20 protein-coding genes are annotated in these 22,694 nt (G+C 41.6%); 4 read left to right on the top strand and 16 right to left on the bottom strand.

Features of this window, described 5'->3' with window-relative positions:
• Positions 1 to 16 precede the first annotated feature (16 nt).
• The 3 genes from MHH63_RS07945 to MHH63_RS07935 all read right to left on the bottom strand — a co-directional run bounded on the left by MHH63_RS07945 (position 17) and on the right by MHH63_RS07935 (position 2,575).
• Positions 17 to 997, bottom strand: coding sequence for a LacI family DNA-binding transcriptional regulator (locus tag MHH63_RS07945; RefSeq protein ID WP_076127368.1), 981 nt, complete (start codon positions 995 to 997; stop codon positions 17 to 19).
• Between the two features lie 147 nt (positions 998 to 1,144).
• Positions 1,145 to 1,612 (bottom strand): DinB family protein, encoded by a 468-nt coding sequence (locus tag MHH63_RS07940; RefSeq protein ID WP_076127369.1) that lies wholly within the window; start codon positions 1,610 to 1,612, stop codon positions 1,145 to 1,147.
• 60 nt (positions 1,613 to 1,672) lie between these two features.
• Complete coding sequence (locus MHH63_RS07935; RefSeq protein ID WP_076301737.1) at positions 1,673 to 2,575, bottom strand: LysR family transcriptional regulator; 903 nt, start codon at positions 2,573 to 2,575, stop codon at positions 1,673 to 1,675.
• 158 nt (positions 2,576 to 2,733) lie between these two features.
• Here MHH63_RS07935 and MHH63_RS07930 point away from each other — a divergent pair, with 158 nt between their 5' ends.
• A complete protein-coding gene (locus MHH63_RS07930; protein WP_076301738.1) occupies positions 2,734 to 3,351 on the top strand; it encodes a histidine phosphatase family protein in 618 nt (205 codons plus the stop codon).
• A gap of 62 nt (positions 3,352 to 3,413) precedes the next feature.
• Here the strand turns inward: MHH63_RS07930 and MHH63_RS07925 are convergent, their stop codons facing one another.
• Together MHH63_RS07925 and MHH63_RS07920 are read right to left on the bottom strand one after the other, a co-directional pair.
• Positions 3,414 to 3,659 (bottom strand): hypothetical protein, encoded by a 246-nt coding sequence (locus tag MHH63_RS07925; RefSeq protein WP_036688955.1) that lies wholly within the window; start codon positions 3,657 to 3,659, stop codon positions 3,414 to 3,416.
• 619 nt (positions 3,660 to 4,278) lie between these two features.
• The gene (locus MHH63_RS07920) at positions 4,279 to 4,830 is read right to left on the bottom strand and encodes a polymer-forming cytoskeletal protein (RefSeq protein ID WP_076301739.1); all 552 of its coding nucleotides are present in this window, start codon (positions 4,828 to 4,830) and stop codon (positions 4,279 to 4,281) included.
• A 640-nt stretch (positions 4,831 to 5,470) separates the two neighbouring features.
• Between MHH63_RS07920 and MHH63_RS07915 the strand changes: the two genes are divergently transcribed.
• Positions 5,471 to 6,382 (top strand): LacI family DNA-binding transcriptional regulator, encoded by a 912-nt coding sequence (locus tag MHH63_RS07915; RefSeq protein ID WP_076129864.1) that lies wholly within the window; start codon positions 5,471 to 5,473, stop codon positions 6,380 to 6,382.
• Between the two features lie 47 nt (positions 6,383 to 6,429).
• Positions 6,430 to 7,695, top strand: coding sequence for an MFS transporter (locus MHH63_RS07910; protein ID WP_341171372.1), 1,266 nt, complete (start codon positions 6,430 to 6,432; stop codon positions 7,693 to 7,695).
• Positions 7,696 to 7,718: 23 nt separating this feature from the next.
• Here MHH63_RS07910 and MHH63_RS07905 read toward each other — a convergent pair whose 3' ends face one another.
• The gene (locus tag MHH63_RS07905) at positions 7,719 to 8,471 is read right to left on the bottom strand and encodes a hypothetical protein (RefSeq protein ID WP_341171371.1); all 753 of its coding nucleotides are present in this window, start codon (positions 8,469 to 8,471) and stop codon (positions 7,719 to 7,721) included.
• A 136-nt stretch (positions 8,472 to 8,607) separates the two neighbouring features.
• Complete coding sequence (locus MHH63_RS07900) at positions 8,608 to 9,651, bottom strand: phosphotransferase (RefSeq protein WP_341171370.1); 1,044 nt, start codon at positions 9,649 to 9,651, stop codon at positions 8,608 to 8,610.
• A 156-nt stretch (positions 9,652 to 9,807) separates the two neighbouring features.
• Here MHH63_RS07900 and MHH63_RS07895 point away from each other — a divergent pair, with 156 nt between their 5' ends.
• The gene (locus tag MHH63_RS07895) at positions 9,808 to 11,670 is read left to right on the top strand and encodes a rhamnogalacturonan lyase (protein WP_179086269.1); all 1,863 of its coding nucleotides are present in this window, start codon (positions 9,808 to 9,810) and stop codon (positions 11,668 to 11,670) included.
• A 243-nt stretch (positions 11,671 to 11,913) separates the two neighbouring features.
• On the opposite strand, the gene MHH63_RS07890 is transcribed toward MHH63_RS07895, so the two are convergent.
• The 9 genes from MHH63_RS07890 to MHH63_RS07850 all read right to left on the bottom strand — a co-directional run bounded on the left by MHH63_RS07890 (position 11,914) and on the right by MHH63_RS07850 (position 22,568).
• Positions 11,914 to 12,678 (bottom strand): ABC transporter ATP-binding protein, encoded by a 765-nt coding sequence (locus MHH63_RS07890; protein ID WP_076129868.1) that lies wholly within the window; start codon positions 12,676 to 12,678, stop codon positions 11,914 to 11,916.
• 14 nt (positions 12,679 to 12,692) lie between these two features.
• A complete protein-coding gene (locus MHH63_RS07885; protein WP_341171369.1) occupies positions 12,693 to 15,032 on the bottom strand; it encodes an ABC transporter permease in 2,340 nt (779 codons plus the stop codon).
• A gap of 34 nt (positions 15,033 to 15,066) precedes the next feature.
• A complete protein-coding gene (locus MHH63_RS07880) occupies positions 15,067 to 16,314 on the bottom strand; it encodes an MFS transporter (protein WP_175618998.1) in 1,248 nt (415 codons plus the stop codon).
• Positions 16,315 to 16,356: 42 nt separating this feature from the next.
• Positions 16,357 to 16,980: a TetR/AcrR family transcriptional regulator gene (locus MHH63_RS07875; RefSeq protein ID WP_076129871.1), complete on the bottom strand. Its 624-nt coding sequence runs from the start codon at positions 16,978 to 16,980 to the stop codon at positions 16,357 to 16,359.
• A 649-nt stretch (positions 16,981 to 17,629) separates the two neighbouring features.
• Positions 17,630 to 18,307 carry a DUF1266 domain-containing protein gene (locus MHH63_RS07870; RefSeq protein ID WP_051491590.1) on the bottom strand — a complete coding sequence of 226 codons (678 nt, stop codon included), beginning with the start codon at positions 18,305 to 18,307 and terminating at the stop codon, positions 17,630 to 17,632.
• 16 nt (positions 18,308 to 18,323) lie between these two features.
• Positions 18,324 to 19,808, bottom strand: coding sequence for a J domain-containing protein (locus tag MHH63_RS07865; protein WP_340394104.1), 1,485 nt, complete (start codon positions 19,806 to 19,808; stop codon positions 18,324 to 18,326).
• Positions 19,805 to 21,505 (bottom strand): molecular chaperone HscC, encoded by a 1,701-nt coding sequence (locus MHH63_RS07860; protein ID WP_248548536.1) that lies wholly within the window; start codon positions 21,503 to 21,505, stop codon positions 19,805 to 19,807. Before MHH63_RS07860 ends, MHH63_RS07865 begins: the two co-directional genes overlap by 4 nt.
• Positions 21,506 to 21,724: 219 nt before the next feature.
• Positions 21,725 to 22,294 carry a 5' nucleotidase, NT5C type gene (locus MHH63_RS07855; RefSeq protein ID WP_076129874.1) on the bottom strand — a complete coding sequence of 190 codons (570 nt, stop codon included), beginning with the start codon at positions 22,292 to 22,294 and terminating at the stop codon, positions 21,725 to 21,727.
• An 85-nt stretch (positions 22,295 to 22,379) separates the two neighbouring features.
• Positions 22,380 to 22,568 (bottom strand): cysteine-rich CWC family protein, encoded by a 189-nt coding sequence (locus tag MHH63_RS07850; protein WP_076310487.1) that lies wholly within the window; start codon positions 22,566 to 22,568, stop codon positions 22,380 to 22,382.
• Positions 22,569 to 22,694: the final 126 nt, after the last annotated feature.

The raw sequence follows: 22,694 nt of genomic DNA, 5'->3' as shown, positions 1-22,694 counted from the left end.
TTTCTCATGTTGTCATCTATTCTTTACTTCTTGTAGTTTCCCGCTCCACAAAGCTAACGGGTAGTTGAATAATCTTCTCTTCCACCTTATCTTGCTCAATTAGCTTAATAAGTAAACCCGCTGCTTCTCTACCCATATCATGTGCCGGCTGGCGAATGGTGGATAAAGCAGGTGACAACAAGCTGCTGAGCGGGATATCATCAAATCCGATGATTTGCAGATCCTGCGGCACTCTTTTACCTAAACGATGTGCTTCATGAATGACTGCCGTCGCCACAATATCATTACTGGCAATTACGCCATCCGTATCTATATATTTATCAAATAACTCCACAGCCCATTGTTCTGCTACTGTATGGGAGAAGGATGAAGTTTCGATCACATTATAGCTGATTCCCATTTCATTAAGGACTTCAATCGCCCCAAGAAATCGATCTTGTGCAGGTTTGATATGCGCCGGTCCTTGTATCACTGTAATTTTTTTGCTTCCCCGTGCGATAATCTCCTGTGCTGCAAGACGTCCGCCCTTTTTGCCATCTGCGTATACGGAAGGGCTATCATTAGAAGTACGGTCCAGAAATACAACCGGAATCTTCAAGTTAGAATAAACGTCACTCTCAGGGAAATTGGTTGACGATATCATGCCAATGACATTGTTTTGGATAAAGGTTTGAATATAATCCATCTCTTTGTCCTCGTTCTCATCACTATTGCCAAAGATGATCCGATAACCTTGCTCCTGCATCCGATCCTCTATCCCCCGCGCTAACTGCGGGAAGAACGGGTTAGTAATATCAGGCAAGAGCAGCCCGATTAATTTAGATTTCCGCTTGTATAATGATCTTGCAACCTCATTAGGGGTATAATTCATTTCTTTGATCGCTGCCTCAACCTTTTTGCGAGTATCGATATTCACATATCCAGATTCATTTATAACCCGTGAGACTGTTGCTACCGAAACTCCAGCTATTTTTGCGACATCTTTGATCGTCATCATTCTTTCATTCATCCCCCAATGTGTAACCGGTTACATGTATTACATAAATTAGATTATCACATAACCTTTTCATTTACAAATCTTTTTTTCGAACATAAAGCTAACAAAAGATACCAACTATATATCGATATCTTTTGTTATTTGAATTTATTTATCTGCAAAGCGATTTAATAATTTTATTGTATTGAAATGCATACCTTCATGGTAAAGTGTGAAATTTATGAATTCACCGATTGAATTTAGGGTTAATCCACTCCCTGTTGTAAGAGGGGTTACTTGCTCACTTAAGCGATTGTGAAAAGCTTCCTGGATCCGTTTGGGTTGCTCCGTAAGCATCTCAAGTAAAACTTCAAGCGTTGGCGGTTCCTCATTCCACTCGGCTGGTTTAGTCCCTTTCGCAAATAAGCGTTCAAAGCTTGCCGGCAATTGCATAAGCTCCCGAGCAGAATGAAAGGCAAACTTCTCTTGCACCAAATAAATATGTCCCAAATTCCATCGGATATTGTTATTAAACCCTTCTGGAATGCTATTCAAAGTTCCCTCAGATAGTCCCTCGACAGCACGCACAGTAACACTACGCACAAACTTAATTTGTTTGAATACAATTTGATCCATTATGACCCCTCCTAATTTTTATCCATAGTTTACCATAAGATTATCTTTAATTTCCTAATATTATTTTATACTTAATTGTTTCATAACGAGCGTAATAAACAACTGCATATAACTTTCTTGAAGTTTCTTCTTTCTGTAGCCCATCCATATCGAATGCTTGGAGACTACATTTTCTACTGCTACTTTAGCTAATGTTCCCTGATCAAGATAAGGTTTCGCCAACAAAGCGGATACATAACTAATTCCATAACCGGCAATGACAGCTTGAATAACTTCATTCACTCCATTAAATTGAAGCCCAATCGTTGGCTGCTGTACACTTCTTTCTTCACACAACCGGACAAGCCGCTCTCTGGCTGCACTGCCCTCTTCCCTCATAATAAATGCTTCAGACATTACTTCTTCAAAGCTAGCCTGCTGATTGGCAATAGGGTGATGGGAAGAAACCACGAATACATACTCGTCCCTATATAACTCCCGATGTTCGAACACTCCTGTATTATGCGAAGGAAACTCCATATCACTGTAAATCGCCACGTCTGCTTCAAAATTATTTAATTTTTCCATGACACCATGAGAATTAGTAGTAGTGATCTGAATGTTAACTTCCGGAAAAGATTGTTTGAATAATGACGCCCACCGGGGAATGAGGATGCTTGTCGCTAAATAATTACCTGCAATCCGCAGATTCCCCTCAGGAAATTTGTGATAGTCTTCAATGATTTGCTGGACTTGATCACCCATGGCAAAAAACTTCTCAAGAGGTTCGATTAACCTTTTTCCTAAAGGGGTAAGCACCATCCTCTTTCCTTTAATTTCAAATAATAAAATATGATTCTCCCGTTCAAACTTACGGATTTGCGCTGATATAGCGGGTTGACTGATATGCAAACGTTCAGAGGCTTTGGTCACACTACCTGTGATCGCAACGTAATAAAACAATTTTAATACATGATAGTTCATCGTCAACTCTTCCTCACTTTATAAAATAATATCTGTATTCGCCGCTTATCCTCAGCCATTTTATTATAACTATACATTATGGATGTTAACTATTATATATTGTTTATTTATATTTATTTATCTTATACTTACAACTATTCATAAGGGAGGTCACGTTAATGACAAAGACAGTATTCTACTTAACCCGCCACGGGCAAACAGAATGGAATTTACAAAAACGAATGCAAGGGCATCAAAATTCTGCGCTTACAGCCTTGGGCGAACAGCAGGCGGAATGGTTAAGAGATCGTTTGGAAGTAGAAAACTTAGGCGCAATTTATTCTAGTACTAGTCCAAGAGCATTGCATACTGCGCAGATTTTACGGGGAAAGCGGAGTTTACCTATTCATCAGCAAGTTTCTTTAATGGAAATTAACATGGGGAGCTGGGAAGGAATGAATACGGATCAGATACAACTAGAATCCCCTTTACAATATTCCCATTTTTTCACCAGACCCGATCTATATATTCCTCTAACCTCAGGTGAAACTTACAAGCAACTTGAACAAAGAGTAGTGCCGACAATGGAGCGCATCATAAACGATAACGTAGGGCTAGAAGTGCTCATCGTCACGCATCGGATGACTTTAAAAGTCATTATGGCTTATTTTCTCAATAAATCATTGCAGGAAATTGGGGAGTTACCGGATATTCTCTCTACAGCATTATGTAAAGTAACCCTAACTGATAACAATACAACCATTGATCTGTATGGAGATACTTCACATTATCAATGACTATGGGTCAAAAAATAAAAAGGTAACTCCGATTAACGGGGCTACCTTTATAGGGTTCAACATTAAATATCCACACTTTTGATTATAAAACTGCGGACCTTCATCCATTTGCCTGAAATGAATTCATCAATCGTTTTCGTCTTTGGTCTAACGCAAAAGCGATGTTTTGCCCCTTTATCAAAGCCCACAGCTTCAAAAATTAGGCTATCCCCTATTTGCTCCTTGAAGAACACCTGCTTTAATCCCAACCTATTTAACATTTCAAGCTTTACGCTCTCAATATATGTGCGCGAATACTCCTTAGACATATGTGTTCCTCCTAGTAGTGGTAGTAATATTATAAGTCAATATGAAGAAAATCAACAATAGTTCATATATTCATCCACAAAAAACAACCAGGCAGCGATTCTCCGTTGGAGGTTCACTGCCTGGTGTTTTGGGTCTGCGGTGGTTTGCTTGAGTAGGTTACGAGCTAAGCTTAATCATTTGTAGCTTTCGGATACCCACTCCGTTGTAACGCACTATCTTGGTGAAATTTGTAAGATAACTGCATTCTGTACACTTATTCCATATCCACAAGGGCTAATTCTAACTTTAAGTGTATTCTATACAATTAAAAACTAGAGAAGTAGCCTGTAGAGTATTAAATCAAGAAAAATTGATGTACTAAATACAGCTATTTTTATTGGCTGGGCGTTTTGAGCATTTTAGTTGTACAAAATACAGTTAAACCCATCTACTGTACACTTCAATACTCCATTACTTGTTACTTCAAAGCTTCCGTCGGCTCTCATATGGTAACTAGATGGGGTGTAGTCCATTATGAGTTTGCCCATTCATACTGATTCCTTTTTCCTGAACCTATCCGGATAATTCTATCTATATAGTTAGTCCTTCAACTTCTACCTAATCGAAATCATTACTAACTTATTTAACTTCAGTTGCCCCAGTCACTTTACCTTCAATCCCTGCAGTTGCTTTCACATCTTCGTTTGCGAAGTAAAGATTTCCATCAATAGTCGAGGTTTCATGCAGATTAAATCCGTTCGTTTCTACATAAACATCACCTTTAATGGTTCCGCCTTGAACTCGTAAATTTTCACTTTGTACAGTTAACTTAGGTACAGTGAGTGTGTAATTGGCAGTAACTTTGTGATCAGCGTCTTGGGCATAAAGAGCAATCTTACGGTAGATGTCGCCGTCTGCGGCCCCTTTATCATGGAATTCGCCTTCAACAACAACATCTTGGGCAATCGTCACATCATTTAGAATGGCAATAATCCAATTTCCATCTTTACTTACAGCCTTGGTAAACGCATCTGCTTGATTTACGATTGAAGCTGTAGTAACTGCATCCGTTTGCTCTGTAGTTGGAGCCGTAGTAGCCGCCGAATTAGTCGCATTATTATTATTCGCACCACAACCAGACAAGACTGCAACCGAGACGCCTGCTACTAACATCATTTTAAATAACTTCATTTGAAATCCCCCTTGTTTTTGATTATAAATTAATTATATATTAAAAATTTTAATAAACAGGTGAAAATTTTCACAATATTGTGTCGTTATCTGAAGCGGTTTCACAAAGATCACTCCTCTCCATCCGGAATCGTATCCATAAGTAACACCTCATCTCGCTGCCCGTTTTAGGTTCATGGATCTTAATACTTATTTACCCAAATTTTAAGAAAGGTCACAAAGGTGCTTAATTCCATACAAAAAGGACACTCCCAATAACTGCGGAAGTATCCTCATAATCTTTATTACTATAAATCTTTAGATTAGATATCCTCTTGAAAAAGATATGGAACCATCATACTCTATGCTTACTTTTTTAATGTTAGGTTTATGCAAAACTCCAGCATAAAAATAATACAGCGGAAGGATGACCATTGGGTCAATAAACATTTTTTCAGCTTTTGCATAAAGCTTGTTTCGTATAATTTAGCTTAAGACGATTATCAAGCAGATCTTCCCAGGGTTGAATCTCAAGGGCTACATTCTTCCATTTCTAGCAACTTAACAGGGTCATCTGACTGCTCACTCCCCCCCATTGACGCTTTAGAATCAGAATGTTAATCTTTAGAAAATATCACAAGGATAAGGGAGCTATTTACTGGTGAAAAAGACAACCATGAAGGACATCGCACTTCGTGCCAATGTCTCCGTCGCAACAGTGAGCTATGTTCTGAATCGTGTCGGCAACCAAACCATTCCTGAGAAAACGCGCCAGCAGATTCTTCAGCTTGCCGAGGAACTGCATTACATACCGAATCTGGCAGCACGTTCACTTGCGAATCAGAAAACAGGATTGGTCGGTGTGCTTGTTAACACAGCAGCCCATACCCCACACTGGAAGCTCCATGCCCAGTTCTCATTTATACATGCCTTGGAACAACGGTTAACAAATGCTGGTTACCATACGCTGCTATATTCACTTGATGTTGACCAGCCTTCTTTGGATATTATCGTAGAAAGAAAGCTGGAGGCTGTATTTCTGATCGATGTGCGCGAGGAAGCCTTTTATTCGATCTCCAAGCATTTTGTAGAAGGAATTCCTTTGATTCTGATCGACAGCATGATAGAAGATAAACTCTTTAAGCAAGTCTTTTTCAACTATCGAGCAGCTCTGCAAAAGGTAAAACCACAGGACCTTTCACAGGTATGTTTAATTATGGAGAGCTTCAATAACTCTTTCCTCACCCGCTTTATTCAGGACAGTCTTCCATTACCTGAAGAAGCGATATTCACCGTTGTCAATTTGGAGGAATTAAATACATTCTTACAGGAGGGGGGCTATAAAGAGGCCATTGTCATTAATGAGTTTATTGGAAGTTACGTTGAAAAAAACGGGAGGTTCGAACAACTCTCTGTTCTTTGCACCTGCAATTGTCCGGAAATATTAGGAGATGACGTTCATAAATTCATTTTCACAGGGGATAAAGCGGCTACTGCATTTGAACTCATGGACAAATTATTGCATCATTCTGACTACTCCGCACAAGAAAATAATTGTTATTTTGTAGAATAATTTTTTGGCTATTCACTTAAGCGTTTAAGTTGAAAGGAGCATAACTTATGCCTGGTCCTGTATTAGTGAAACAAGTTCCCTCTGCTGTTCAAGCTCATCCCTCTCTTTGGGGAAATCGGAGATTCCTGCTGCTACTCAGTTCGTACTCCATTTCCTTGTTCGGTAACACTTTTCATAGTATTGCTTTAAGTTTATGGGTACTGCAAACGACCGGCAGCGCCAAAATGATTGCCATCATCACGATAATCAATTTATTGCTTAGTTCTTTGCTCGGATCGATAGGGGGAACTTTTGCGGATAGGGTCAATCGTCGAACCCTCATGCTGATCACAGATCTGATAAGTTGCGGACTCGTAGTGACGCTAGCTTTAGCCATTTCCCTGCCCTCTACTTCGTTCATTATCGTCGTCATACTGACGGGTCTTACGACCATTTCAGCTTTATTCCAGTCCCCGGCATACCAAGCTTCTATCACTACTGTTGTTGGTAAAGAACATCTACAAAAAGCGGTAGGACTGTTGAACTTGTCTGAAAACATCTGCCGGACTATTGGTTATTCCGCCGGTGGGATTTTCGTAGCGAGTTTTGGAGCAGCCGACGCTATTTTATTTGATGGAGCTACATTCTTCCTCTCCTTTCTGCTCGTGTTAGCGGTCCGTTCCCTTCCTTTGCCAACTCAATTAAATAACGTGCCCAAGAAAGAACGGAAATTCACACAGGATTTGATCGATGGAATTCGCTATATTTGGAGGTACCCTTTTGCACGCGCCGTTATGATTATGCTTCCTACCTTAACCTTATTTTTTGTCCCCTCTCTGATGTTGACCCAGGTTATGGCCGTCAAAGTGTGGGATTCCACTCCCTTTCAGTTTGGACTTATTGAAGCCTGTATTCCACTTGGTTATATGATCGGATCCGGTCTGATCTTGCTGCTCGGCTCCAAATTGAAAAACAGAGGTTTCCTTATTATGACTGGACTGCTATGTCTCGGTCCCCTGTACCTCCTGTTATCATTCGTCACTTCCGCTGCGATTGCCATTCCTATCATTCTTGTGATTGGCTTCATGTTCTCATTCTCCACTTTGCTGATTAATACAATCCTTAGGCTGGAAGTTTCAGAAGACATCCAGGGTAGGGTGTTTGGTGTATTAGGTTCTATCATGAGTGTAGCCCCAACCATTGGTCTTACTGCTGTCTCATCCTTGTCTGATCTCTTCAGCCCTGGTCCTGTCATGGGTTCAATCGGAGTCTTACTGCTGCTGTTTGCCTTATCAACTATCACTAAATTAAAGGTAATTCGAAACTACAAGTAATTTCAGAACGTATCCTGTGTTCTTTATCGCCCTCTTTTTCTAATAACACGTCTAAAATAAAGCTCAAACAGTAAAAGAACAATCAGAAAAATCAATAACAGGAGACCCGCTATACCAGTTAGAAACGGAAATAGGAGTGGGAAGAAAATACTAGGGTAGGCCTTAGTAACATCTGAATAATAGCCCATACCCATAAGGGAGGTACCGGAGAACTCGATTAGCCTGACGCCTAAATGATTGTTGCTTCTTTGCGCATAGCTGAGAACCTCTTCGTCTACTTCTCCGTCTTGGGCAATCGTAATGATTTTCCATTTTCTTGTTTCCATGGGTTGACTATCATCGGTCAGTCTTTGGACTATACTTATTTGTTTCTCACCAGTCTTTCGGTCCTTTACTGTGAGAATATCTATCCACGAAAAATACCGGCTGCCTCTGTCCCGATTGGATAGCCATATTTCATCAGGGGTGGAGATTTGTTGATCATTTAAAAAGAACTGAACTTTGACAATATCACCAGGCGGGACCTTCTCCTCTACATCCCATGGGGTCAACTCTGCTTTCCTGCCTGTTTTTTCTTCCCTGATTTTAATATTCTTATCATCAACCGTTATCTCTTGTACGTTTATTGGGTTATATTCTTTTTCAGCATGCTTTATCTCATAACGCTGATTAATTTGATCAGAGATTATGTACTCACGTATATAGTTGAACAATGGGTTAAAAGAAATCGCCAGCAAAAATAGCGAGACGCCAGATATAACTATAAACTTCTTCATAAGTCCTCCTTTTTAACGTACAGTCAGTTTAAACTTTTGGCGTGAACCCCCTTCCGGTCCATCGGAACACACTCATCCATTTATATCTTCCATCATAGCGTTAACAACATTCATAAATAAGTTCTCCTTTAATAGATTAGGCACTACCTTCCTCTAAATCTCCCAACCATAATAAACATTGTGGAATAAAATCAGCGTAGTCGTGTAATGCATTAATCGTACGGATTACCTCACGAGTACCCAGCTCCCGTTCTGCGTCATCCGAGCTCTCCAGTCCTAGCGAACGTCTGATATTGTAAGCTAACCATTCTAATTTTCCCAAAAAGCCATAGTTGAGCACAACCTGCCAATCCGCATAAATCTCTCCGCCATGCTCCAGATAGCTGTTAATCAAATTTGAGAATGCCTTTTTGCTTAAATCTCCCGATACAGAACCTGACCAATATAAAGCTACATCTATCAGCTCTAACGTCGGATGAATAGGTCCTGCTGCTTCCCAATCGATTATTATTGGAACTTTCCGCTCATCCCACAAGACATTTTTGGGATCTAAATCCCGATGGCTGATAACATAATGATTCGTCAATAGACTTGTTGAAGAATGAATCAATGACTCCCAATTCTCTATCTTATGCAGGTGATCTGCCAGCAAGCTTGACCATTCTGCACCCTGCTGCTCTCCTTTGAGAGCAAGCTCTTTCCAATTGGCAACTGCAGCCTTAGACGCTTTAAGCGTTTCAAAGTGATGATCATCCGTTCCCTGTGAGAAATCGATGATGTGGAGCTGCGCAAGAATTGCCCCAATCTTTTTACAACAATCTAAATCTATTTCATCTAAAGGTAATGCCTTCCCCTGAACCCATGGAAACAATAAATAAAATTGCCCTTCAACCTCATGCATACTACTGCCATTAGATACGATTGCCGGAACAGCATGGATTCCCTTTTGATAAGCCAGATTCGCAACCATTTCAGAAAAAATATAATTGGACATTGCTGTATCTCGTTGCATAATTTGAGGATTTAAGGCCTTTACTGCGTATTGCGCTTTATCCGTTTGCAGGCGATACATTCTGTGCAAGAGTCCGCCTGTTATCGGTTCAGGTTCATTCATCAACAGACCCAGATTATATTTGGCACAAAGTGTAGCGAATTTTAAATTATAGCTTATATTTTCCATGTTATGTATTCCTTTCTGTGTGAGTAAAGTCGTACTCATTTAAAATGGTTCAAGTAAATTTAAAACATATTTTTATCTTTATGAAATATTATGTACTGTTCACTATGACATCCTGTGTAACCCTCGTGAACCAAAAATGAAAAGGAGGCTTCGTTAATGAGTAAGCGGTTACATCAATCAGGGTATCTTGTAATCATTTGGTTTTTAGTCTTTACCTTAGGGACGGCAGCTTTTGGCTCTCTTTCCTCTGTGTCGGCAGCATCTGCCCGGCAAGCGGAAAAGCTAAATCGAGGACTAGTAGCAGTGAAGGTATCCAGCGGTGTATTTGTGAGCTGGCGGCTACTCGGAACAGAAGAACTGTCGGTTTCTTTTAATTTATACCGCAATGGTACAAAAGTAAACGTTACCCCAATCACGGACAGCACGAATTATCAGGATAACGCTGGCATAACTTCGTCTAGCTATACAGTTCGAGCAATCGTCGGCGGTATTGAGCAATCTGATTCCCCAGCAGCAAATGTATGGGCCAACAATTATTTGGACGTTCCGATTCAGATTCCGGCAGGTGGCACTACGCCAGATGGCGTAAGTTATACCTATAGTGCCAATGATGCCAGCGTGGGCGACTTAGACGGTGACGGGGAATATGAAATCGTGTTGAAGTGGGATCCTTCCAATTCCAAAGACAACTCGCAAAGTGGCTATACAGGCAACGTCTATCTGGATGCCTATAAGCTGAATGGAACTCGGCTATGGCGAATTGATCTGGGTAAAAATATTCGGGCTGGCGCACATTATACTCAATTTCTAGTCTATGATTTCAATGGTGATGGTAAAGCCGAAGTAGTCTGCAAAACAGCAGACGGTACAGTTGATGGAGTTGGCGTAACCCTTGGAAACACAAGTGCAGATTATCGCAACTCCAGTGGATATATCCTGACCGGGCCTGAATATCTGAGTGTATTTTCCGGACAAACGGGCAAAGCCTTAACCACGATTGATTATGTTCCTGCCAGAGGAACCGTATCCAGTTGGGGTGACAATTACGGCAATCGAGTAGACCGCTTTTTAGCAGGTGTAGCCTATCTGGATGGAGTACATCCAAGCATCATTATGGCACGTGGTTATTATACACGCACAGTCGTTGTAGCTTTTGACTGGAATGGCAGTGCTTTGACCCGTAAATGGACCTTTGATAGCAATAGCTCCACCAATGCTGGAACCGCCGGTCAAGGTAATCATAGCTTAAGTGTAGCCGATGTGGATAACGATGGTAAGGATGAGATCATTTATGGTGCCTTAACCATTGATAATAACGGTGCGACCTTATACAATACAGGGCTGGGTCATGGAGACGCGCTGCATGTAGGTGATTTAAATCCGAACCGCCCCGGTCTCGAAGTTTTTAAAGTCATGGAAAATACTAGTTCTCCCTATGGCGCTGCGGTATGGGATGCTGCAAACGGGACGGTCTTATGGGGTGTATACACGGGAAAAGATACCGGCCGGGGGATGGCTGCCGATATTGATCCCAATTATCCCGGGGAAGAGGTATGGGCTCACGGCGTTGGCCTATACTCCATTACAGGCACCAAAATAAGCAGCTCAATGCCTTCTGTGAATTTTGGGATCTGGTGGGATGGCGACTTGTCCCGCGAACTGCTGGATGGTGTCAAGATTGATAAATGGAACCCTGCAAGCAACTCCGTTACCAATTTATTAACCGGAGCGAGCGTAGCATCCAACAATAGTACCAAAGCAACGCCAAGCCTACAGGCCGACCTGCTTGGAGACTGGCGCGAAGAGGCTATCTGGAGAAAGTCCGATAACTCGGCTCTACGAATCTATACAACTACGAACATCACCACCAATAAAATATATACCTTAATGCATGATCCAGTATATCGGTTAAGCATTGCCTGGCAGAATACAGCTTACAATCAACCTCCGCACACAGGATTTTTCCTAGGCAACGGTATGGCCACTGTGTCTAAACCCAATATATACGTAGTGCCGTAAGCTTTCTAAAGAATCAGTAAGTGAACAAAAAAGCAATTGCTGTTATCCGGATGTGCCGGGGCAACTGCTTTTTTGTTCGGTTTATACCAGCATCAGCAATGATCGAGGTGCGTTAATAGTTTTTTTAATTGTTTAATGCCTTCGCATTGAGTGGTTATTATTGCATATAGGATAGGTTTTAGTGCTGGGCAGATATTAAACTGCAAAACGTTGTTTGACATTCGTACAGCGCTAGATCCCCAATCAGAACCCCAGCTTTAATAGCCAGGCCGCAAGCTTCTCCTCCCGCCTTTTCAATTCCCCATCTACGCGATTATATTTTCCAAGCCGTTGCTCAGCTGCAATGCTGCCATCTAGCATATACAAGACACGCTCAGCTTGAGCAGCGACTTTAGCATCATGTGTGGCGATTATAAGCGTTGTTCCTGATTGATTAATATCTGCTAATATGTCCATGATTTCACTAGCTGCTTTTGAGTTAAGCGCCCCGGTTGGCTCATCGCCAAATAATATATCTGGCTGATTAATGAGTGCTCTGCAGATTGCTGCTCTTTGTAATTGTCCTCCTGACACCTGTGTAATATCACGTTCAGCCAGCGCAGATATTCCTGTTTTGTTCATTAACTCAGCTGCTCTTTTATTGATAGTTCTGCGGCTGCTGGTTCTCGCCCGATAAGCAGACAGGATGATATTGTCGCGGATATTCAAGTTTTTTAACAGATGCATTTGCTGAAAAATAAAGCCCATATGCTTTAAGCGCAGACCGGCTAATTCGTTCTCTGAAACTCCGCTGATCTCCTGCCCTTTAAAAATAACACTTCCCTCTGTCAACTTATCCATCCCGCTGATCGTATACAGCAATGTTGATTTTCCTGAACCAGAAGGTCCCATGACAGCTATGAATTCCCCCTGAGACACCTGAAGCTGAACATCCTTTAATATCGACTGCGGAGTTCCTTGCCCTGTTGAATAACTTTTTTTTAACCCTTTCGTCTCTAATATGAACATTCTGCCACCTCCTATCATTCGGCAATTAGTTTGGCTATACTGGATTTTCTCATTGAGATCGTGCTTGTTACGGTGGTGAGCGCTACAATCAGCATGAAAAGTAGAGGAAGAATAAGATAGGCTACCGCCGGATTGACTACAAACTGTATCTTAGAAGCCCCCATAAAAGAGCCTAGCATTTGAGCAATTTTTTGCCCGAGAGTGTTAGCCGCAAAAGTACCAAGAATGACGCCCAGCCCTGATATTATCAGCATCCTTACCAGGTATTGCCTACGAATATCTCCTAACGTAAAGCCAACACTTCTCAAAATAGCGGTTTGCGAAGAATCCTTGGCAAGCAGCATTTTCAGAAATAAAGAGGTAATCAATATCGAAATCGAAAATGCGATAACGATGGATAAGCCTGTAACCAGCTTCAATTGGCGAATTGTATTTCCTAATGTCTGAGCTAAATAGCTTTGCAGATGAGTGATTTTTGCTGGATAAAATAATTTGGTGTACTGATCCATTTTTGCCTGGACGGAAATTCCCGGGTTCACATCCAAAGCAACTACATACCAGAGAACCGTCTTCGGATCATATGGCAATTGCGCTTTTGCGGTTCGACCACCATTAGTTATATCCTGATAGATCCCGCTAACGGTCAATTTTTTTGCCACCCCAGCAACCTCTAAATGAACGATATCCCCCACCTTTTTATTCAGTTCCTTGGCGTTCAGGTCAGAAAGAGCGATCTCACTTGCACTTCTAGGAGTTCCTCCATGAACATACGAGAGCGGAAAAATAGTAAAGTCACCGGTTTCAACATTTAGCGATTCCCATACACCATCACTACCTAATACCTTAAATCTAGAAGTAATCAGTGGAGAAAATTTAGAGATGTCCGGGTCATTTTCAAGCTTGGTTATCATCTCATTAAAACGCTTCTCTATTTGGTTCGATTGCTGCAAATCAATGCGAATATCGCTCTGACCGACGCCCATATAAGAAACAAACCGGGGAGACTGAAGGGTATTCAATATATTCACTGGCACTAGAACGATAAACAAACTGATCACAAATACGAAGAACAATAATCCGTACATGGTGAAGCGCCCGTAAACATCTTTTACCCCGAGAAAAGCATTCACGTTAACAAATTTACGCTTGCTAAGTGAAAATCTGCTTGTGTTCATCCTTGCTTCACCCCTCGTACCTGACCGTAAAGCTTCTACAACCGTGATGCGATTAAAGCGTCTAAGAATCATCCGGCAAAAGAATACAACAACTCCAAAGATCAAACCTACCGCCAGGACAGGAACAAAATATTGAAGGATACTGGCAGGAGCAACGCCCAAATACAAAGTAATATTAGCTGTAAACAAACGAACCACACCTAAAGACAGTAAATATCCACATACAGAGGCGACGGCTGCCATCACGATATATTTTGCTAAATAAATGCTGCGAATATCTTGCTGCGTGATCCCAATCGCTTTCATGACACCTATCTCTCTGTAATCCTCTTCCAAGGTAGCGATCATCGTAAATCTGAGACATAAAATAGCAATCAGCATCAGCAGAACACTTACCAAAATAATAACAACTGCGATAATCCCGTCCGTCAGTGCATTCAGCGTTTTAAATAAAGGATAGTCAATGGAGGGGCCTTTATTGGGCAGATTTGAGGATTGATACTCATTGCGGAAATCATTGAGCTTAGATAGATCTGTAAGCTGAAATTCAATCAGGTATTCAGGTTCGCCGAGCTGTTGTTTAAGCGCTGTAAAGTCAGCAGCATTTACGACAAAACGTTTGGAGCTGACCATGGCTGGATTCATTTGGACATCCCTTACAAAATCAGTAATCACAAACTTTTTATCGAACTGTTCACCTAGAACGCTAACTACGTCGCCGATTTTCAGATTCTTTTGCTTCATATAATAAATGGGGACAGCGATTTCTCCTGCCGATACCTCAATCACCTTGTTCTCTAAATTCAACAGCAAATCAAACGAAGGGTTCTGCTCTACAAAGCCGATATCCATCACGCTGTTTGCTTCCGAGCCTTGGTTATTGCCTAGATAAACGTTAGATCCATCCAAGTTAAGCATCTCTACGGTTTGTTGATCTTTCACCAGTGGATTAGCGGCTGTAAAGCTCTCGATTGCTGAGCTGTCGATTTGTCCTGCGTGCATCTGCACGAAATGAGGGGCTTTGGATTTAATCAATAGCTGATTCAAGGACCCCGACAATTCTATAATCACTTGCGACGCTGAAGCAACAAGCAAAGCCGATAACATGATAAACACAAATAATCCGAAGGTAATGATTTTATTGCGTTGAAGGTCTCTTTTTACAATTCGTAGCAGCATTGACGGGCCTTCTCCTCTCTAATACGGAATTCAATTATTCACGTTCAAGGCAGCGAATTGATTTCATTCGGGGGATCACAAATGCCATAATAATGATGAGCAAACCAGAGATGATAAATAATAAACCGATTCCCCGTCCTTCCCCAGTGCCTATCACCTTACCTACTGATGAAGCAAGTAGACCTCCCTCTCGTAAAAGAGGATTAAACACTTGATCAGCCAATATGCCAGCAAAAGCATACGCAGCCACATAACCGAGTTGTGATAAAATGCCAATGATCCCCCATGCCCGCCCCTGTGTGTCATTTGGGATATGGTTGCGAATCATAACGTCAGCACTGGTATTAACAAAAGGCAACGTTGCAAAAAATAAAAAGCCAGCAGCTGTAATAAAAGCAACATTCGTGGTCAGACCCACCATAGAAAAAAACAGTCCGGCGAATCCTAGGCCGAGCGCTAATACTTTGATATATTTACGATCGATGCTAAAAACTCCAATAATCAGACTGCCGAGCAACATCCCTATAGCACTTACAGATAATACCGTGCCTAGAGTTTTCGTATCCGTAAAGGGTAAAAGCATAGGCGTATATAAGGTTTGGAGAAAACCCACATAAAAAGTAACGACAGACAAAATGATCGTAAGCTGCAGTACACCTTTCGTGTAAATAAGAGCATCCCAGCCCTCCTTCAAATCTTTTACAAACGACTGATTCGTTGGAACTCTGTGTTCAGTCTGTAGATTCCTGCGAACAGCCATCACTGCAAGAACTGTAACTAGAAAGGTTGAGATATCTATAAGCAGGATAGTTTTTATATCCATAAAGCTAAGCAAAATCCCGGCAAGGATAGGGGAAAGAAGATATTTTGAGGACGCAGCAAGCTGAACTAAACCACTAGCCTTGGCAAATTGCTCCTCTGTTAATAAATCTGTAATGGTAGCCTTGTAGGCAGGTTCAAGCAAGGATACAAAAATCGAACTAAACGTCACGCCCAGACAAATCTGCCATAAATGAGGTTCACCCAGCAGCATGATGATGAGAACATATACAAGTCCAAAAGCAGACAACAAATCCCCTGCTATCATCATCAATCGCCGATCAAACCGATCCGCTAACACGCCGCCAAAAGGACTGAGCACAATGGAAGGGAGAAAAGCACATAAGGTTAAAAGTGCCACGCTAGAGGCAGTCTGTGTCATCTGGAACACATAAACCCCTAAGGTGAAAGCTGTCAACCCGCTGCCAACACTGGATATCCACTCCCCCATCCAAATGATCATAAAATTTCCGAAGGATTTGTTGTTCAGAATATTCCCTCTCCCCTACTCAAACATTTGAAACACATAGTCGAAGCTGCCCTTCTCCGCCCCCAGCGTAATTTCCATCGTATAGATAAAAGCTCTTATCTTCTGGATGATTTCCTCAGGCTGCCACTTGAATATCCCTTCATCAAAAAGAAATTGAGAGGTAATCAATAGAAATTCCATCGTCTCCCGGGGATACGGATTGTGAAACAGTCCCTCCTCTATGCCCTGCTCAATGACCTCCGTCAAAACAGGAGTTAGCCGCAAAATGGTTTCCACCAAGCTTTTCTGGTGCAGCTGTGCATTATCAGCCTGATGGAACTGCTCAATCATTTGGCTTTTTCTGTCCGTATCCGGCTTTTGCGCCATAATGATTTGCAGCAGCTTTTCATGAACGGTCAGCTTAGGATCTGCAGCAATTTGCTTAGCAGCTGCTACACCAGCATCAATAAATCGCAGCACAACAGCATCCATGACCTCTTCCTTCGATTTAAAATAATAGTAGAAGGTTCCCTTCGCGATACCTATAGCCTGCAAGACATCATTCACTGTCGTTTTGGTATACCCTTTCGTAAAAAACAGCATTTCTGCTGTATCCAATATTTCATTTCTACGTTCTTCCGCTTCTTTGGAAATTCTCATCTGCAACGTCCTCCATTCTATCGACCGACCGTCGGTCTATTCCAATTATATACAAATATTAGATCGTGTCAAGATTAACCCGGCATCACAAAAAAGAGAGAATTCCAAAAGCTACGTTATAGCATCTGGAACTCCCTCGTTTTGGGATATACTTTTGAGTTTTACTGTTTGGTCTTACTGCTGGGTTTTAGTCTTATTGTTTACTGTTTGGTCTTGCTGTCTTGCTGTTGAGTTTTAGTCTTACTATTTACTGTTTAGTCTTATCGTTTACTGTTTGGTCTTATTGTTTACTGTTTGGTCTTACTGCTGCGTTTTACTTTTAGCTTGCTCTTTGATCTGATCCGTTGAGCGAAACCTTTGCTCGCGTTGTAACACTAAACTTCGTTTGCTTAGATCACATTTACACTTAAGACGCAGCATATCGGACACAGCTGACCTTATACGCTGCATTATCCCCCATTTGGGATCCTAACGGACCGCATAGCCACTATTGGCATGAAAAACGCCACAAAAGACCCCTTCCTCAAGGAATAGCTGCACTGGAGTCCGAAAACCAACTCAAAGAGCTATAAATCTGCAAATAGCGACCTCTGGGTCCTTAAGCAACACGGGATAGGTATTCAATAGGTATTAATTACCTAAGTTCGGACTAAGTGGCTTCCGGCTGCAGATTTTGCCCCCAAACGGCTTCCCTGTATAGAATGCTGCTATTTCGCATGAGCTTCTGCAATCCCGTCTCAAATAGATTATCTAATCCGCCGGATTGTACTAATGAAAATTTGCTGCCCAAGGAATAGGCTATATAATAATCCGCCCAACTGCTATAGCGTTCTTGTAGCTGCCTTGCGGCTTCTATTTTGTATTCCCAGGCTTCTTCCTTCTTCAAATAATCCTCAACATAACCAATCCGGCTCAGATAAATTACCCAAGCTAATCCAAAAGCTGAAATGTCACCAGAAGGCAACTGATGTATACCTTGTGCAACAACCTTCAGATTAACAAAATCCTCATGATCCTTATGTGCCTCAAGATATTTACTGCGTGAGGTTTCGGAAAGTGTGGCTAATCGAGCATGTAAAGATCTATATTCTGCACGGTTGCCATCTTCTAGAAGCCAGCGAATCTGGCGATGAAAGGAGTTAGCATCCTCGATATTCCATCTTTCACAAGCATTTTTGATTAACCCTCTTTTGAAGAAGACATTACTGAAATCAAACTCATAAACCACATAGTATCTCCCTAAGAGACCACGTATGCAGGTAGAGGAAAGACAGCGGAAATACATTTCCAATCGTTTTCTTTGCTTAACATTGTATTCCTTCAGCATGTAGAGCCTCCTGATATTAGTTCGAGAATAGGTATGCTGTTTTGCAAATCTTCCTGATTTTCCATAGAAAAATAAGAATGAACACCGCATTGACAAGCGGGGGAAGCTCAGATACTGAAAAATAATATATGGTATATACCAAAATATAGAACCAGCTTAATTTCAGGAAAACCAATAGATAGAATAATATAGACCCTATAATGCTCTTTCCAATGCTTACGAGCGAAGAGATACGAAGACGTTGTGGATACATTTTTTTGTTCTTCAACATGAACTTATTCGCAAGGTAACGAAAATGAATGAACTCGTCCTTTTTAGGCTCATTAGTCTCCGTTTGTGTAAGAGCTTCCTCAATTTGAGAACATGCAATCTTACATTCCAGAATTAAACATTGCACATCTCTATTTCCAGCATCCTCTTGCAGCAAATATTCACAATCCTTCATCGCTTCCTCATAACGCTGCAAATAGTAGAGAAGCCGGCCTCTTAATAAGTAACCGTCTCTTTCGTTAGGCCACATAGCGGTTACTTGGTCCAAACACACCAGCGCTTCCATATAATCAGCAGTATCCAGACAATACTTAGCTCGCAATAATTGCAGATCAGGATCATACTGAAACAGCTTATTTGCTTCGTCGAGCAGTTGACCCGCTTCAGTATGTTTATCCTCCATCAGCATGAATTGAGCGGATTGCCTCAGATTTAGATAGTGTTCTATGTCAAACTCAAGAGACTCCTGCAAAAGGAAACACTCATAACGCATCTCCATGCTTCCGTCGACCTGCCCCAGTATGTACTCGACTAACTTATTATCATAACGTTGAAGAAATATTTCCTTGTCCTCACGAAAATGAAAAAATGAATCCAACGCCTCCCATACGGCATGAGGCAAATTCCGATGCTGATCAAGGAACAACATAAGCTTATCCCTTAGCCGATCACGATGCTCTATACTCCACATGAAATCTTCATTCAAAAGTGAATGCCACGAAGCTTGTTGAATCCGCCGCGAGAAATCCGCATACAGTTCCCTAATTTGTCTGTCAAAAATATCTGCTGGCTGTTCTTGAAGATCAGCATCAAGTTGAATGGGAAGTGGGCGAAACAGCGCCCACTCGTTTTCATGCGGTATAGTAGTAGCCCCTTCTACTTCTTCCTCGGTGTCTTCCTCCGCAACTTCTTGTTCTTCCTCCTCGCTTTCTTCCTCCTCAGCTTCATCTACTCGTATTACTGTTTCTGCTTGTATCACCATTTTTTCTATTTCTTTTGATATTGCTTCTGCTATTTCTTTCTTATCCTCACCTATAAATGAAGGGACAGTACTTGCTATACGCTGCCCGGAGCGGGCCCATTTCACAGCTGTATCATAAGCTTCTCTAAGCTGCTGGTATCCTTCAGGGTCATCTTCGGGGTGATGCGATTTCAGTTTTTTGGCATAGGCCTTTTTGATGATAGCTAGTTCATCTGTGGGTTCAATCTCCAACATACTCCAGATTGTCATGTGAAGTATGACCACCCTTCAATTTCCGCCAATTGCTCATTGAAAGCTTGTGCCGCTTTTTCAATCACTTTCTCGTTCTGAGTATATAAAGCATCTTCGAATACTTTCAGACACTGTGCGATAAATTTCCGTTGGTCCCCAAGCACCTCTTCATATAAACGCTCACCTCTAGCAAGCAGAAGCCTGTTCTCGGTACGCTCACGCGGATGAATTTTGATACTCCGCAGTTCCAGTAAACGAGCTTCAATTTGCTTTTTCGTCATTCCACCAGCATTTTGCTCAATGATCATCTGATGCTTCTGACCTGTTGAAACGGTTGTAACCTCCACCTCAAGAATCCCATTCACATCATATGTATATCTCACATCTATACTTTCTTCTCCCCGAGGTGCTTGCGGAATCTGAAACTCCATTTCTCCCAGGAAAAGATTATTTTCAACGCGAGGACTCTCCCCCTGATACACATCCACACTTATGATCTTTTGATTATCTGCGGCTGTATATAGACGTTCTACCCGGCTAACAGGAATCGGAGTGTTACGTTCAATGATCGGAAAGTAATGTCCAGATGACGTTTGTCCGCTTGAACCTCTTCGCAGAACACTGGTTCCTAATGTATAGGGGCAAACGTCCGTCAAAATCATTTCATCCAGCGCTTGATCACGCTGCTTCAGCGCCACCTGAACCGCAGCTCCCAGTGCGACGGTCTCATCTGGGCTGATATTCGCATAAGGCATTTTCCCGAACATACGGCTGATAATTTGCTTAATCAGAGGCATTTTAGTCGCACCCCCAATCATCACAATCCCATCCAGATCGGAAGGCTGCAGAGAAGCATCCCGCAATGCTCTTTCTATCGGCTGTCTTAGACGTATTAGTAATGGTTGTACCAATTGCTCAAGCTCTGAGCGTTCTATAGTCAGCACGTATTCTTCCTCTTTAATAACTATCCGCATAGTCGCAGCAGACTCTGTACCAAGAATTCGTTTACTCTGCTCAGCCTGCTTATACAACATCGACCTCGTTATTGGTGTTAACGATTCAGCGTCCAGCTTATTCTTTTGGATAAAATAGGCCACTAGTATCTCTGTGAAATCTTCCCCGCCAAGATAGTTATCTCCGGCAATCGACTTAACATCCATTACCCCTTCGAAAAGCTCCAGGATTGACACATCAAAGGTTCCTCCACCCAAATCAAAAACAAGAAATGAAGTCTCCTGATTCTGATGCAGGCCATAAGCGAGTGCTGCCGCCGTAGGTTCACTAATAAGCCGCTCTACTTGTAAACCAGCCAGCTCAGCCGCTTTCTTAGTTGCTTTCCGCTGAACATCATTGAAATAAGCCGGAACACTGATTATAGCTTTCGTTACGGACTCACCTAGATGATTTTCCGCATCCTCTTTCAGTGACCGCAGAACAAAAGAAGATAACTCTTCAGGAGTAAAAGTCATCGTACCTAGCGTGTATTTCTTTGCTGATCCCATAAAGCGCTTAAAAGTCGAGGCGGTTAGCTGTGGATGTGTAATCAGTCGTTCCTGTGCGATTCTTCCAACCAATACTTCTCCCCCTGCATCTACACTAACAATCGAGGGTGTTACATGCTCCCCGAGTACATTGGGAATAATTACAGCCTGACTGCCGTCCCAATAAGCAGCAAGACTATAGGTCGTTCCTAAATCAATTCCGATCGTTCTCACTACTATCTCCACTCCTTTTATATACAATAATATACAAAGAAAAGAGTCCAAGAATCGAAATGTCACTAATTCAACATATTTACATCCAGAGCATAATAATGAAATTGTGCTTCTGCAATAGACATAAAAAAGGTATCTCAAAAGCCACAATGGCTAATGGGATACCTTCATTTTTTGGCGGAGGATATTTTTCTGTACATCATCTATAAAAAAACAGTCTCATTCGTTCTCTGGACGTCCTAACATCTGATCTATCTTCTCTTTTGCACCTTCCCATGAGGTCAATAATGGAAAAGCATATTGTTCACGGGCCCGCAAATTCCATGGATGCGGAATACAAAGCACTTTTCTTCCCTCCTGCAATGCCGGAACCAGGTTATGCACCCCGTCATCGATCAATAGATCGTAGTTAATAAGATTTTTTCGCTTACAGGTAAAGAAATTTTCAATCGGAATAAACGGCATATGCTTCTGCAGCCAGTTCCATTTTTCCACCACCGACTGGGGTTGGGCTGCCGTAACTATAATTACATCATAAGCGTTATGCAGCTTCTCCATTTCTCCTACGACATGTTCGTCAAACAGTTCAAGCTCTTCATACAGACCGGGCCGCCCATAGAAAATCTCTTGTGTACAATCCGGATGACGTAAATGATCCGTATTCCAATCAAGCATTTCCTCATACCGCAGCAGATGCGTGGGAAAATCATTATTATTATGGTATATGGCTCGCTTAACTAGATGGCAAATTGTATCATCCATATCTACTGCAATTATTGGCTTCCTCATCTGCGCCTCCATTATTTTTTTAGATTACACTTTAATTATATACAATGAAATTACGGTTTTCGTCGAGAGTTAATTAAAATCCCGGTTAATGTTTATTAAATGCTTCTACGCATTTTTGGCAGATACAAGCTTTCCCTCTCAGTTCTTCCGGGATCTGTTCTTGCAATTCGAGTGGAATTTCTGTATGGAAACACCAACAGTCACCGCCTTCAGCGCCACAACGATTCAATTCTTTACATAAAGGACAATGGCGTTCTTCAACCAGTATGTTCATCGTATCCAAAATTTCTACTCCCCCAAAAATCACAAACTATTTTTCTTTGGAAAACCATATCAATAAAATAAATCCAACTTCAATTTCTCTATTATTCCTACACTTGTGAACTCGGTTCACTTGCAT

It is taken from the genome of Paenibacillus sp. FSL H3-0310 (genome assembly GCF_038002785.1).
GTDB classification, from domain to species: Bacteria; Bacillota; Bacilli; order Paenibacillales; family Paenibacillaceae; genus Paenibacillus_AQ; species Paenibacillus_AQ odorifer.
This window is presented reverse-complemented; position numbering and strand designations above follow the sequence as displayed.